Annotated in this window: 9 protein-coding genes and 3 pseudogenes; 5 read left to right on the top strand and 7 right to left on the bottom strand. The window is 73.2% G+C overall.

Translation table 11 applies throughout. The annotated features are described in order from the left end of the window. Positions 1 to 48: 48 nt before the first annotated feature. Genes BSB02_RS12125 through BSB02_RS12105 form a run of 5 tightly spaced genes read left to right on the top strand, consistent with a single transcriptional unit; the run spans position 49 to position 5,597 of the window. Positions 49 to 1,482, top strand: coding sequence for an AMP-binding protein (locus tag BSB02_RS12125; RefSeq protein WP_240506375.1), 1,434 nt, complete (start codon positions 49 to 51; stop codon positions 1,480 to 1,482). Further along, positions 1,479 to 2,669, top strand: a complete 1,191-nt coding sequence (locus tag BSB02_RS12120) for a type III PLP-dependent enzyme domain-containing protein (RefSeq protein WP_084958865.1) — start codon at positions 1,479 to 1,481, stop codon at positions 2,667 to 2,669. The genes BSB02_RS12125 and BSB02_RS12120 overlap by 4 nt, the downstream gene beginning before the upstream one ends. After that, positions 2,666 to 3,154, top strand: a complete 489-nt coding sequence (locus BSB02_RS41075) for a cobalamin B12-binding domain-containing protein (RefSeq protein WP_084958864.1) — start codon at positions 2,666 to 2,668, stop codon at positions 3,152 to 3,154. Before BSB02_RS12120 ends, BSB02_RS41075 begins: the two co-directional genes overlap by 4 nt. Next, positions 3,151 to 4,413, top strand: coding sequence for a methylaspartate mutase (locus tag BSB02_RS12110; protein WP_084958863.1), 1,263 nt, complete (start codon positions 3,151 to 3,153; stop codon positions 4,411 to 4,413). The genes BSB02_RS41075 and BSB02_RS12110 overlap by 4 nt, the downstream gene beginning before the upstream one ends. Before the next feature lie 26 nt (positions 4,414 to 4,439). Continuing rightward, positions 4,440 to 5,597, top strand: a complete 1,158-nt coding sequence (locus tag BSB02_RS12105) for a cytochrome P450 (protein WP_084958985.1) — start codon at positions 4,440 to 4,442, stop codon at positions 5,595 to 5,597. Positions 5,598 to 5,718: 121 nt separating this feature from the next. On the opposite strand, the gene BSB02_RS43485 is transcribed toward BSB02_RS12105, so the two are convergent. The 7 genes and pseudogenes from BSB02_RS43485 to BSB02_RS42145 form a co-directional block, all read right to left on the bottom strand. Further along, positions 5,719 to 7,704 carry a type I polyketide synthase gene (locus BSB02_RS43485; RefSeq protein ID WP_476756183.1) on the bottom strand — a complete coding sequence of 662 codons (1,986 nt, stop codon included), beginning with the start codon at positions 7,702 to 7,704 and terminating at the stop codon, positions 5,719 to 5,721. Between the two features lie 35 nt (positions 7,705 to 7,739). After that, positions 7,740 to 8,301 (bottom strand): beta-ketoacyl synthase N-terminal-like domain-containing protein (locus BSB02_RS43865; RefSeq protein WP_476756182.1); only part of this gene is annotated, 562 nt, incomplete at its 3' end. Positions 8,302 to 8,310: 9 nt separating this feature from the next. Then, positions 8,311 to 10,581 (bottom strand): annotated as a pseudogene (locus BSB02_RS43480) (type I polyketide synthase); the annotation flags it as partial. Between the two features lie 71 nt (positions 10,582 to 10,652). Further along, positions 10,653 to 11,190, bottom strand: a 538-nt coding sequence (locus BSB02_RS43475; protein ID WP_420855848.1) for a polyketide synthase dehydratase domain-containing protein, incomplete at its 3' end; no start/stop codon positions are given. 480 nt (positions 11,191 to 11,670) lie between these two features. Continuing rightward, positions 11,671 to 12,182, bottom strand: a pseudogene (locus BSB02_RS43470) (acyltransferase domain-containing protein); the annotation flags it as partial. 1 nt (position 12,183) lies between these two features. Next, on the bottom strand, positions 12,184 to 12,640 hold a 457-nt coding region (locus BSB02_RS43465), incomplete at its 3' end, for an acyltransferase domain-containing protein (RefSeq protein ID WP_476756181.1). A gap of 449 nt (positions 12,641 to 13,089) precedes the next feature. After that, a pseudogene (locus BSB02_RS42145) lies at positions 13,090 to 14,316 on the bottom strand (beta-ketoacyl synthase N-terminal-like domain-containing protein); the annotation flags it as partial.

Below are 14,316 nucleotides of genomic sequence, written 5' to 3'. Positions count from 1 at the left end.
GCGCCGCGCACCCCGCGCTAGCGTTTCAACAAAAAGGGGATCACGGCATTGCTCGTTCATTCTCTGCTCGACGACGCGGTCACGGCGGCGCCGTCCGCACCCGCCGTGCGGGATATCGCCGGAGTATGGAATTACCGCGAGACCGCCGATTACAGCCACGCGGTCGCGGCCTGGCTGCGCGACCGGGGGATCGGACCCGGCGACCACGTCGCGGCTCTGCTGCCCACGGTCCGGGAAACGGTGGCGCTGATGTTCGGCGTGTCCCGGCGCGGCGCGGTCTTCGTGCCGCTCAACCCGGCGATGAAGGAGTTCCACCTGCGCTCGGTGCTGGCGAACGCCGAACCCAAGCTGGTCGTCCGGGACGTCGCCGAGTTCTGGCCCGACGTGGAGGCGCGGCTGGGCACGCAGGCTCCGCCGGTGGACGTGCGGCCCGACGACATCGCCGTGCTGATCTACACCTCCGGCAGTACGGCGGCGCCCAAGGCGGTCATCTGCCCGCATCGCCAGATGACCTTCGCCACCGAGGCGATCCAGGCCGAGCTCGGGTACCGCCCCGACGACGTGGTCTTCTGCCGGTTCCCGATGTACTGGGACTACGGCCTGTACAAGGTGCTGCTCTCCTGCCTCGGCCGGTCGCAGATCGTGCTGGCCGGCACCGAGTCCGACCTGCTGCTGCTCAAGCGCATGCGCGAGGTCGGGGCGACCATCGTGCCGATCGTCCCCTCGCTGGCCTCGATGATCGTCACCCTGGCGGAGCGTGACCGGGAGCCCGCTCCGCCCGTCCGCATGTTCACCAACACCGGCGCCGCCCTGCCCGCCGCCACCATCGACCGGCTGCGGCGGTTCTTCCCGGGCGCCAGGATCGTCCGGCAGTTCGGTCAGACCGAGTGCAAGCGGATCTCCATCATGCCGCCCGACCAGGACCGCGAGCGGCCGGACTCCGTGGGCCGCCCGCTGCGGGGCACCCGGGTCCTGATCCTGGACGCCGACGGCGGCGAGCTGCCCCCGGGCGAGGTCGGCGAGATCGTGGTGACCGGACCCCACGTCATGCCCGGATACTGGCGCGCCCCCGAGCTGAGCGCGCGCACCTTCCGCCGGGACGAGCGCACCGGCGCCCTCCGCCTGCACACCGGCGACTACGGCTACCTGGACGAGGACGGCTACCTGTACTTCGTCGGCCGCCGCGACGACATGTTCAAGCGCAAGGGCATCCGGATGAGCACGCTGGAGATCGAGGCCGCCGCCATGGACATCCCAGGAGTGCGGGCGGCCGCCGCCATCCCGCCCTCCGGTGAGCGCGATCTGACGCTGTGCGCCGAGACCGACCTCGAACCGCACGTCGTCCTGCGGGAGCTGGCCAAGCGCCTGGAGCCGCAGAAGGTGCCGGCCGCCTGCTACGTCTTCGACGAGCTCCCGCTGACCGACCACGGCAAGAACGCGACCAGGCGGCTCGCCGAGATGCTGGAGGGAGCCGGACGATGAGCGAGCTGGCCGAGCGGTTCGGCACCCCGCTGTACGTCTACGACCTGGACGCGGTCGCCCGCCAGCGCGACGCCCTGTTCTCCGCGCTGCCGGAGGGATTCGAGCTCTTCTACGCCGTCAAGGCCAACCCGCATCCCGACATCGGCCGGGTCCTGTCCGCCGGCGGCTGCCGGGCCGAGATCAGCTCGACCGGGGAGCTCCAAGCCGCGATCGCCGGCGGCTTCTCCCCCGCCGAGTGCCTCTACACCGGCCCGGGCAAGACCGATGCGGAGCTGGAGGCCGCCCTCGCCGCCGGGGTCCGGATGTTCTCCGCCGAGTCGCTGGACGACCTGCGGCACATCGGCGCCGCCGCGCGACGGCACGGCACCGTCGCCCGATGCCTGCTGCGCGTCAACACCGCCTCCGCCGCCGCGTCGACCGGCATCCGGATGATGGGCCGGCCCTCGCAGTTCGGCATCGACAGCGAGACCCTGCCGGACCTGATGCCCGCGCTCGCCTCGGTGCCGGGAACGCGGCTGGTCGGCGCCCATTTCTTCACGATGAGCAACGCCGAGAGCGAAGACGCGCTCCTGGCGGAGTACCTTCACGTCGTCACCACGGCCGCCGAGCTGGGCATGCCGCTGGAGTTCCTGGACATCGGCGGCGGGTTCGCCGCGCCGTACGCCACCGGAGGCGAGCCCGCCCGCTACGAGAAGCTCCGCACCGAGCTGGAGGCGATGCTCGACCTGCACCTGCCGGGATGGCGGGCCGGATCGCCCCGGCTGGCCTGCGAGTCCGGCCGCTACCTGGTCGCCTCCTGCGGCAGGTTGCTGGCGCGCGTGGTGAACGTCAAGCGCAGCCGCGGCAGAACCTTCGTCATCCTGGACGCGGGTATCAACGTCCTGGGCGGGCTGTCCGGCCTGGGCCGGCTGCTGCCGGTCGCGGTCCGGCTCGACGGCGAGGGCGCCACGGAGGTGGCCACCCTCGTGGGCCCGCTGTGCACCCCGGGCGACACGCTGGGCCGGGACGTTCAGGTGCCCCACCTCGAGCCCGGCGACCTGGTCACCGTCCCCAACGTCGGCGCGTACGGCCCGACGGCGAGCCTGCTGAGCTTCCTGGGCCGCCCGGCTCCGGTGGAGGTGGCGGTACGGCAGGGCGAGATCCAGTCGGTGACACGGCTGGAATACCGCCGGGTGGAGGTCGCATGAGCCTCCTCCCCGGCAAGGCCGCAGGTCGCACGGACATCGCCCGATGCCGGCGCGGGCCCGTCATCGTCTCCAGCGTCGCCTCCGACGCGCACACCTGGAACCTGGTCTACCTGCAGCTGGTCATCGAGGAGCTCGGGTACGAGGTGGTCAACCTCGGCCCGTGCGTGCCCGACGACCTGCTGGTGCAGGAGTGCCGCGCCCGCCTGCCCGCCATGGTGGTGATCAGCAGCGTCAACGGCCACGGGTACCAGGAGGGCCTGCGGGTCGTCCAGCGGCTGCGGGCCTGCCCGGAGCTCCGCGGCATCCCCATGGTCATCGGCGGCAAGCTGGGGATCACCGGCGGGGAGAGCAGCGGCCACATCGACGACCTGCTCAGCGCCGGGTTCGACGCCGTCTTCGACGACGGCACCGCGGGCATCGCATCCTTCCGCCGGCTCCTCACCGCGCTGTCACCGCCCGAGCCGATGCTGGAAGTCGCGTCGTGAACTTCGGAGATTTCGTACGGCGGTGCCACCGAGCGGGCAAGCTCGTGGTGCAGCCCCGCATGGGCATGAGCTCCCCGGCCCGGATGCGCGCCGGGCTCCTGGCCACCAAGAACGCCAACGCCACCACGGTCGGCACGATCACCCTGGACAGCTTCACCAGGAACGGGGACCTGGCGTCGGTCGAGCGCGCCCTCCGCGACGGCGTCGGGCTGAACGGCTACCCGATCGTCCACTACGACCCCGACGTCACGCGCGCCATGCTGGACGGCGTCATGGCCGCCGACTTCCCGGTGCAGGTGCGGCACGGATCCGCCCGGCCGCTGCCCATCATGAAGGCGCTCGCCGCGGCGGGACTGCACGCGACGGAGGGCGGCCCGGTCTCGTACTGCCTGCCGTACGGCCGGACGCCCCTCGCCGAGTCGGTGCGCAACTGGGCGGCGTGCTGTGCGGTGCTGCGCGACTCGGTGGAGGGCGAGCCGCACGTCGAGACCTTCGGCGGCTGCATGATGGGCCAGCTCTGCCCGCCCAGCCAGCTCGTGGCGCTGAGCGTGCTCGAGGCCATGTTCTTCTACCAGCACGGCATGCGCAGCATCTCGGTCAGCTACGCCCAGCAGACCAGCGTGGCCCAGGACCTCGAGGCGTTGGCGGCGCTGCGCCGGCTCTGCGCGCAATTGCTGCCGCACGCGCGCTGGCACGTCGTCGTCTACGCCTACATGGGCCTTTATCCCCGCACGCCGGCCGGAGCGATGACCCTGCTCGGCAAGGCGGCCGAGCTCGCGGTGAGGTCCGGGTCCGAGCGGCTCATCGTCAAGACCGTCGCCGAGGCGCATCGGATCCCCACCATCGAGGAGAACGTCTCGGCGCTCGAGCACGCGGCCGCCGTGGCCGGCGGGACCGTCGCCCACGCGCCGGCCCGGGAACCGGACGGCGGCCAGGTGTACGCCGAGGCGTACACGCTCGTGGAGGCGGTGCTGAACTGCGGCAGCGACATCGGCGCCGCCCTGTCGACGGCGTTCCGGCGCGGCCTGCTGGACGTGCCGTACTGCGTGCACCCGGACAACGCCGGGCGCACGAGAAGCTTCATCGACACCGACGGACGGCTGCAGTGGGCGGACATCGGCTCGCTTCCCCTGTCCGGCGTCGTCGGCCGGCGTCGCAGCCGGAGCGTCACCGCGGCCGACCTCATGGAGGCGTTGTCCCACATCCAGCGGGTCTTCGACGCGGAGGCCCTGGAGCAGGCGAACCGGAGGGCACTGTGACGGTCATTCGCGACTATCCATTCGACATGCACGAGATAGGCATCTCCCCGATCTATGAGCAGCTGCGGGCCACCGAGCCGCTGTGCCGGGTGCAGATGCCGTACGGCGAGCCGGCCTGGCTGGCCACCCGCTACGCCGACGTCAAGCTGGTCATGACGGATCCGCGGTTCAGCCGCGCCATCGCCCAGGGGCTGGACCAGCCGCGGCTGCGCCGGCAGCTGGTCGGCGACGGCATCATGGGCATGGACCCGCCGGACCACACGCGGCTGCGCAAGCTGGTCTCCAAGGCGTTCACCTCGCGCCGGATGGAGCAGATGCGCACGAGCGTGCGCGACCTGGCCGCGCGGCTGGTGGACGACATGATCGAGAAGGGTCCACCCGCCGACGTGGTGGAGGACCTGGCGCGGCTGCTGCCGGTGAACGTCATCTGCGACCTGCTCGGCGTGCCGTTCGAGGACCGGCATCTTTTCCGGCGCTGGACCGACGGCCTCACCAACGACGAGACCGCCAAGTCGGACACGCTGTTCGAAATCGGCTACGAGCTGGACAACTACGTCGCCGGCCTGGTCGCGCAGCGCCGTAAGGAGCCCACCGACGACCTGCTCGGCGCGCTGGTCTACGCCCGGGACAACGGCAACAAGCTGGATGACAACGAGCTGCTCGCGCTGGCCGGCGCCGGGCTGCTCACCGGCGGTGTGGAGACCGTGGCCGCGGCGCTGCCGAGTTTCGTCTTCACCCTGCTCACCCGGCGTGAGCTCTTCGAGCAGCTGCAGGCGCAGCCGGAGCTGATCCCGTCGGCGGTCGAGGAACTGCTGCGGTACGTGCCGATCAACACGGCCGCGATGTTCGCCCGCTACGCGCTGGAGGACGTGTGGATCGGCGACACCCTGGTGCGGACCGGCGAGCCCGTGCTGCCCGACCTGCACGCCGCGAACCGCGACCCCGAGGTCTTCGAGAATCCGGAGACCATCGACTTCACTCGCAAGCACAACCCGCACCTGACGTTCGGGCACGGCTCGCACTACTGCATCGGCGCGCAGCTGGCCCGCCTGGAGCTGCAGGAGGCGCTGAAGGCGCTGCTGTCCCGCATGCCGGAGATGAAGCTCGCGGACGGCGTGGAGGGCGTGGAGTGGAAGTACGGCGTCATCGTCCGCGGCCCGTCGCTGCTCCGCATCAGCTGGTGAACTCTTCGCACGCCATAGCTCTTCGCACGTCATAACAGATGTCACCGGGTGGAACGGTTCCACCCGGTGACATCTGTTTATGGGGGCCGTCACCGGGGGCGAGGCTCCGGTGACGGCTCCCTCACTTGGTGAGGCCCTCGTCCAGCAGGGCGAACAGTTCCTCGTCCGTTGCGGACTCGATGTCCTGCTCGACGTCCTGCCCGGCTTCTTCGCCAGCGTCGCCGCGCCAGCTCCGCAGCAGCGCCTCCAGCCGGGCGGCGACCGCTCCCCGGTCGGCGTTCATTCGCTGCAGAGCCTCCGCCAGGCGGTCCACTTCCGCCAGCGCCGCGGCCGTCGGGTCGGCCTCACGCTCGATGAGCTGGTCGCCCAGGTGCTTCGCGAGCGAAGCGGCAGTCGGATAATCGAACACCAGCGTCGCCGGCAGCCGCAGCCCGGTCGCCGAGCTCAGCGCGTTGCGCAGCTCCACGGCGGCCAGCGAGTCGAAGCCCATGTCACGGAAGACCCGGTCGGGGTCGACCGCCTGCGCTCCCTGGTATCCCAGCACCGCCGCCACGTGGCCGCGAACCAGCTCCAGCAGGAACGCCTCGGGGTCCTTCACGGCCGCGAGCCGCTGCCGCAGATCACCGCCGTGCTCCACCGCCTTGCGCGACCGCGAGGGCACCAGGCCGCGCAGCAACGCGGGCACCTCGTCCGCGCGGGAGCGGAGAGCCGCCGTGTCGAACCGGATCGGCAGCACGACCGCCTCCTCCACGCCGAGCGCCGCGTCGAACAGCGCCAGCGCCTCGTCCGTCCCCAGCGCGGGCATGCCGAGCCGCTGCATGCGCTGACGTCCGGCATCGTCCAGCAGTCCGGCCATGCCCGACTCGGCCTCCCATAGCCCCCAGCCGAGCGAGACGGCGGGCAGTCCCAGCTCGCGGCGGTGGGCGGCCAGCCGGTCGAGGAAGGCGTTGGCGGCGGCGTAGTTGCCTTGCCCGGCGCCGAGCAGGGTGCCCGCCGAGGAGGAGAACAGCACGAACGCGGACAGATCGTGGGTGAGTTCGTGCAAGTTCCACGCGGCGTCCACCTTGGGCCGCAGCACCCTGTCCACCTGCTCGGGAGTGAGGTCGGCGACCAGGGCGTTGTCCACGACGCCCGCGGCGTGCACGACCGCCCGCACGGGGTGCGCGGCCAGCAGAGCGGCGACCGCCTCGCGGTCGGCCACGTCGCAGGCCACGATCTCGACCGCGGCGCCGAGCCGGGTGAGCTCGTCTCGCAGCTCGCCCGCGCCCTCCGCCTCCGGGCCGCGCCGGCTGACCAGCACCAGCCGGCTTGTGCCGTACTTCCGCACCAGATGGCGGGCGACGATCGCGCCGAGGCCGCCCGTCCCACCGGTGATCAGCACGGGTCCCTCGATGGCCGGGGTTCGTGTCTCGGTGACCCTGGCCAACCGCGGCACCCGGATCTCGCGGCCGTGGATGACCAGCTCCGGCTCGTCCAGCGTGACGGCCCTGGAGAGCATCCGGGTGTCGGCATCGCGCAGGTGGACGAGGACGATGCGGCCGGGATGCTCGGCCTGGGCGGCACGGACGAGCCCGGCGAGCGGTGCGCCGGCCAGCCCCTCGCCGAGGGTGAGCACCAGCGAGGTGGCGGCGAAGCGCGGCTCGGCCAGCCACGCCGCCAGGACCCGCAGGAGGCCGGTCGTCGCCCGGCGCACGGCCTCCGGCACAGAGCCGTCGTGGTCCGGGCAGTGATACGCGACGACGTCGGGAACCGGGTCCGGTATCGCCGCCGGCTCGTCATACGCGGGGCACCCCAGGCCGTGGACGTCCGGGCCCAGCACCGCCCAGCGCCGGGTGTCCGCGCGCCCGGCGGTGACAGCCGTGTACGTGATCCGGTAGAGCGACCTCTGACCGCCGGTCAGCTGGTCGGCGGACACCTGGCGCGGCACCAGTCCCGCGACCGAGGCCACCGGGAGCCCGTTCTCGTCGGCGACGGTCATGGAGACCATGTCGTCGCGACCGGCCGGCGCGATGCGGACCCGCACCCGCCTCGCGCCCTCTCGGTGCAGCGTCACTCCCGTCCAGGCGAACGGCACGAGCGGCGGCTCGTCCCCGGCTCCCAGCAGCATGGCGTGCCAGCAGGCATCCAGCAGGGCCGGATGCNCCGTCACCGCCGGCCCCTCCAACCCCAGCACATACGCCACCCGGCCGGTGGCCACGCTGTTGAGCGTGCCGTTGCCGAGGTAACCGACCAGGTCGTCGGGGACAGCGGTCAGCTTGGTGCCGTAGTCGCTGTACATGATGCCCGCGAAGATCCCCGTGTCGCTGCCGTGCAGCGAGGTGGGGTCGATGCCGGCATGCTCGATCGCCTCCCAGGCCGTCTCCAGCAGCAGCCGCTGCTGCGGGTCCATGGCCAGCGCCTCGCGCGGGGAGATGCCGAAGAAGTCGGCGTCGAAGCCGGCCGCGTCGTGCAGGAACCCGCCGTGCCGCACATACGACTTGCCCGGCACACCCGGCTCGGGATCGTACAGACCCGCCACGTCCCAGCCCCGATCCTCCGGGAACGGCGAGATCGCATCCACCCCGTCGGCGACCAGCCGCCACAGATCCTCCGGCGAGGCCACCCCGCCCGGATACCGGCACGCCATCCCCACGATCACCACCGGATCGTCGTCGTCGGCCTGCCGGGTGGTGGTCACCACGGGCTCGGGCGTCTCAGCCAGCAGGTGCTCGGCGAGGGCGTACGGCGTCGGGTAGTCGAAGACCAGCGTGGTGGGCAGCCGCATGCCGGTCGCCGCGGAGACCTTGTTCCGGAACTCCACCGCGGTGAGCGAGTCGAAGCCGAAGTCGCTGAAGGGGCGGCGGGGATCGACGTCCTCCGTGCTGTCGTGGCCGAGGACGGCCGCCACCTGCGCGCGTACCAGGTCCAGGGCGAGGGACTTCCGCTCCTCGGCGGGCAGCCCGGCGATCCGGTCCTGGAAGGACACCGCGGCTTGAGCGGCCGCCCGGCGCTTGGACGGGCGGCGGACAAGATCACGCAGCACCGCAGGCGGGTCCTCGTCGCCGGCCCGGAGTGCCCTGGTGTCCAGCCGTACCGGGCAGACGACCGCCTCTCCGCTCGCCAGGGCGGCGTCGAAGAGCGCCAGCCCTTCCTCGGTCGACATCGCGTGGATGCCGGAGCGGTGGATCCGGTCCTGGTCCGCGGCGCCGAGCCGGGCGCCCATGCCGTCCTCGGCCCAGAGGCCCCAGGCCATGGAGATCGCGGGCAGCCCGAGCTCGCGGCGGTGGGCGGCCAGCCGGTCGAGGAAGACGTTGGCGGCGGCGTAGTTGCCCTGGGCGGCGGCGCCCAGGGCGCCGCTGGCGGAGCTGAACACCACGAACAGCGACAGATCACGGCCGAGCTCGTGCAGGTGCCACGCGGCGTCCACCTTGGGGCGGAAGACCGTGTCGAGCCGGTCGGGCGTCATCGACTCGATGAGGGTGTCGGCCAGGACGCCCGCGGCGTGCACGACTCCGCCGACGGGATGCCGGTCGAGGATCTCGGCCACGGCGTCTCGATCGGAGACGTCGGCGGCGACGATGGTCACCGTGGCTCCTCGGGCGGTCAGGGAGGAGCGTAGTTCCTCGGCTCCGGGCGAGTCCGCGCCGCGCCTGCTGACCAGGACCAGCTCGCGCACGCCGTACCGCTCGACCAGATGCCTGGCCACCGCCGCGCCGAGCCCGCCGGTCCCGCCGGTGATCAGCACCGCCTCCGGCATGGAGACGGCCTCCGTCGCGGTTGCCCGCGTCCAGCGCGGCACGAGCAGGGCGCCGTCGCGGATCGCCACCTCCGGCTCCGCCGTGCCAAGAGCCGCCCTGATCGCCCGCTCATCGGCTTCGCCGGCCTCGATGAGCACGAACCTGCCGGGATGCTCGGCCTGGGCCGCGCGGACCAGGCCCCACACCGGCGCGTGCGCCAGGCCGGTGCCGGTCAGGATGGCCAGGCGCGCGTTCTGGAACCGCTCCTCTCGCAGCCAGGTCTGGACGGCCGCGAGCGCCTTCGCGCTTGTCGCCCTGGCCGCCTCCGGTGCAGGGCCGTCGCCCGGTTCGATTCGGAGCACCACGGCCTCCGGCACGTGCTCGGGCACCTCCGCGAGGCTGCCGACCACAGCGATCGTGCCGTCGAACGGCACGCCGCCTGGGCAGTCCCGCCACTGCGTCCGGTAGAGGGACTCGGCTCCGGCTGCGGCCACCGGCCGGGTCACCAGCGTTTCCACCGTCACGACCGGCGTGCCCGACGGGTCGACCGCGGCGAGTGCCACGTCGTGCTCGCCTCGCCGCGTGAGCCGTACCCGCAGCCGTGTGGCCTCGGTCTTGTGTACGGCGACGCCGCGCCAGACGAAGGGCAGCGCCGCCGCGCCGGTGTCGGTGAGAGCACCGGCGTGCAGGGTCATGTCCAGCAGGGCAGGGTGGAGGCCGAAGCCCGTGGTGTCGGCGTCCTCGGGGAGGGCGACCTCGGCGTAGACCTCCTCGCCCCGCCGCCAGGCGGCCTGCAACCCCTGGAACAGCGGGCCGTAGTCCAGGCCGCTGTCCGCCAGCCGTCCATAGGCGTCCGCGATGTCGAGCGGCTGGGCGTCAGCGCCCGACCACCACTGGCCGGCGGTCGCCGGAGGGATCTCCTCCTCGGTGAGGGTTCCGCTCGCGTGCTCGGTCCACGGTTCGTCGACGGCTCGGCCGTGTACGGCTATCGCCCGGCGGCCGGTCGCGTCCCTGGCTCCTACGGTGACGCGCAGGCGTACGGCACCGCCGGACGGGATGGTGAGGGGGGTGTGCAGGGTCAGTTCCTCGATGGCGGCGCAGCCGACGTAGTCGGCGGCGTGGCGGGCCAGCTCCACGAACGCCGCTCCTGGGACCGTGACGGTGCCGTGGACGGCGTGGTCGGCCAGCCACGGGTGGGTCTGCGTCGACAGCTGGCCGGTGAAGGTGACACCGTCCGAGTCCACCTCGTCCAGCGCCGCGCTGAGCATGGGGTGGTTGGCGGGGTCCTGGCCGGTGACGGCGGGGTCGGCGGCCGGTGGCGGGGTGAGCCAGTAGCGGNTGGTGTCGGCGTCCTCGGGGAGGGCGACCTCGGCGTAGACCTCCTCACCCCGCCGCCAGGCGGCCTTCAGGGCCTGGAACGTCTCCCCGTAGGCGTACCCGCGGTCGGCCAGCTCGTCGTAGGCGTCCGCCACGTCCAGCGGCTGGGCGGCCGGTGGCGGCCACTCCGTCAGCTCCGCGCCCGGCGTATCGGACTCGGCGAGGAACCCGGCCGCGTGACGGCGCCATTCGCCGCCTTCCGGCCGGGAGTGGATCCGCACGCTCCTGCGGCCGTGCTCGTCCGGCTCTCCCACATTCACCTGTACGGCGAGCGTCCCGGTTTCCGGGATCACCATGGGCGCTTCCAGCGTCAACTCCTCGATGCCGGTCGCGCCGACCTCCCGGCCGGCCCGCAACGCCAGCTCCACCAGCCCGGTACCCGGGACGATGACGGTGCCGTGGACGGCGTGGCCGGCCAGCCACGGGTGGGTCTGCCGCGACAGCTGCCCGGTGAGGGTGACGGTGCCGTCGTCCGGTGTGGCGACCACTGCCGCCAGCATGGGGTGGTTGGCGGGGTCCTGGCCGGTCAGGCCCGGGTCGGTGGCCGGTGGCGGGGCGAGCCAGTAGCGCCGGTGCTGGAAGGGGTAGGTGGGCAGGTCGGCCGGGAGGGCCGGGGGCAGCAGGGCGGGCCAGGCCGGGGCCAGGCCGGCGGTCCAGGCCCGGCCCAGCGCCAGCAGCAGGCTGCGGGTCTCGTCCTGGCCGCGGCGCAGGGTGGGGATGAACAGGGCCTGGTCGGTGATGGCCGGGCCCAGGGCCGACAGCACCGCATCCGGGCCGATCTCGATGAACCGCGTGACGCCCGCTCGCCGCAGCGCGGCCACGCCGTCGGCGAACCGCACCGGCTCACGCACCTGGCGCGCCCAGTAGCCGGGACCGAGCTCGTCCACCGGCGTGCCGGTCAGCGTCGAGACCATCGCGATGCGCGGCCTGCCGTACCGGAGATCCTCCAGCACCTCGCGGAACCGGGGCAGCATCGGCTNGGCCCAGGGCCGACAGCACCGCATCCGGGCCGATCTCGATGAACCGGCGCACCCCCCGGCCTTGCAGGCGGTCGATCAGGTCGGTGAAGCGGACCGGGCGGCGTACCTGCTGCACCCAGTAGGTGGGGTCGGTGGCCTCACCCAGCACCTCGATCGGCACCTGCGGGGGGTGGAAGGTCAGGCCGGCCGCGATGGGGGTGAAGGCGGGCAGCATCGGCTCCATCAGCGCCGAGTGGAAGGCGTGGGAGACCCGCAGCCGGCGGGTGTTCGGGAAGCGGGCCGCCACCGCCTCCACCGCCTGCCCGGGTCCGGCGATCACCACCGAGGCCGGGCCGTTGACCGCCGCGATGTCCACCCCGTCGGGCCCCTCGGCCAGCACGGCGCGCACTTCGGCTTCGGGGGCCGCGATGGCCACCATCGCCCCGCCGGCCGGCAGCTCCTGCATCAACCGGGCCCGCGCGGTGATGAGGGTGCAGGCGTCCGGTAGCGACAACACCCCGGCAATGTGGGCCNCGGCCTGTTCGGGTCCGGCGATCACCACGGAGGCCGGGCCGTTGACCGCCGCGATGTCCACCCCGTCCACCCCGTCTGCCAGTACGGCGCGCACTTCGGCTTCGGGGGCGGGGATGGCCACCATCGCCCCGCCGGCCGGCAGGTCCTGCATCAGCCGGGCCCGCGCGGTGATGAGGGTGCAGGCGTCCTGGAGCGACAGCACCCCGGCGATGTGGGCGGCGGCGATCTCGCCCACCGAATGCCCGGCCACCACATCCGGCCGCACCCCCCAGGCCTCCAGCAGCCGGGCCAGCGCCACCTCCACGGCGAACAACGCCGGCTGGGCGATACCGGTCTGCGCCAAGGCCTGCTCATCACCGCCCCACATCACCTCACCCACCGCCGGATCCAGGAGGCTGAGCACCTCCTCCAGCGCCCGGGCGAAGACCGGGAACCGGGCGGCCAGCTGCCGGCCCATGCCGGGCCATTGCGAGCCCTGCCCGGTGAAGATGAAGGCCACCGGGCCGGGCAGCGGCGACCCGGCCACCACCCCGGCACCCAGTTCGGCATCCACCCCGGCCACCTGTCCGGCGGGCAGCCCCGACTCGCCTGGGCCCGACTGGTCGTGGCGGGCCAGTGCCAGTAGCCCGGCCCGCAGCTGCGCGGCATCGCCGCCCACGACCACCGCCCGGTGGTCGAACACCGCCCGCCGCGCCGCCGTCCGGCACACCGCGGCAGCATCAAAGCCGGAGTCCAAGGCCTCGGGATCCAGGGCGGCGGCGAACCGGGCCGCCTGCTCCCGCAGCGCCCGCTCGGTGNGAAGGCCACCGGGCCGGGCAGCGGCGACCCGGCCACCACCCCGGCATCCACTCCGGCGTCCGGGTTGGCGGGCAGACCCGACTCGTCCTGGTCCGGCTGGTCGTGGTGGGCCAGTGCCAGCAGCCCGGCCCGCAGCTGCGCGGCATCGCCGCCCACGACCACCGCCCGGTGGTCGAACACCGCCCGCCCCGCCGCCGTCCGGCACACCGCGGCCAGCCAGCCCCGCTCCCCGGCAGACCCGAAACCGGCCTCAACACCGGAGTCCACGCCGGTGTCCACGTCCGCGGTGTCCAGGGCGGCGGCGAACCGGGCCGCCTGCTCCCGCAGCGCCCGCTCGGTCCGCGCCGACAACACCAACGGCCACACCGGCAACCCGGCGGACGCGACCACATCGACACCCTCGCCGCTGGCACCCTCGGCGGCGGTGAGAGCACCATCGGCACCGGCGGCGCCGTCGGCAGGAGCCGTGGGAATCGTGGAGTCCGCAGCAGCCGTGGGGGTGAGGGCGGGGTCGGGTTCTTCCAGGATCACATGCGCGTTGGTGCCGCTGATCCCGAACGACGACACCGCCGCCCGCCGCGGCCGGCCCTCCCGCGGCCAGGCCACCGGCTCGGTCAACAGCCGCACCCGCCCGGCCGCCCAATCCACATGCGGGGAGGGCGCATCCACATGCAACGTCTTGGGCAGCACGCCGTGCCGCATGGCCATCACCATCTTGATCACCCCGGCCACCCCGGCCGCCGCCTGCGCATGCCCGATGTTGGACTTGACCGACCCCAGCCACACCGGCCGCCCCTCCGGCCGGCCCTGGCCATAGGTGGCCAGCACCGCCTGCGCCTCGATCGGATCCCCCAGCCGCGTCCCGGTGCCGTGCCCCTCCACCACATCCACCTCCGCGGCCGCCAGCCCGGCGTTCGCCAGCGCCGCCCGGATCACCCGCTGCTGGGCCGGCCCGTTCGGCGCGGTCAACCCGTTGGAGGCACCGTCCTGGTTGACCGCCGACCCGCGCAGCACCGCCCACACCCGATGACCGCGCCGCCGCGCCTGCGACAACCGCTCCACCACCACCACCCCGGCCCCCTCGGCCCAGCCGGTGCCATCAGCCGCCGCCGCGAACGCCTTGCACCGCCCATCGGCCGCCAGCCCCCGCTGCCGGGAGAAGTCCACGAACGTGCCCGGCGTGGCCATCACCGTCACCCCACCGGCCAACGCCAGGGCGCACTCCCCCGACCGCACCGCCTGCGCCGCCAGATGCAAGGCCACCAACGAGGAGGAACACGCCGTGTCCACCGTCACCGCCGGCCCCTCCAACCCCAGCACATACGCCACCCGGCC

The organism is Thermoactinospora rubra (assembly GCF_002093975.1).
Lineage (GTDB): Bacteria > Actinomycetota > Actinomycetes > Streptosporangiales > Streptosporangiaceae > Nonomuraea > Nonomuraea rubra_A.
The sequence above is the reverse complement of the archived record's forward strand: the minus strand, read 5'-3'. Positions and strand labels throughout refer to the sequence as shown.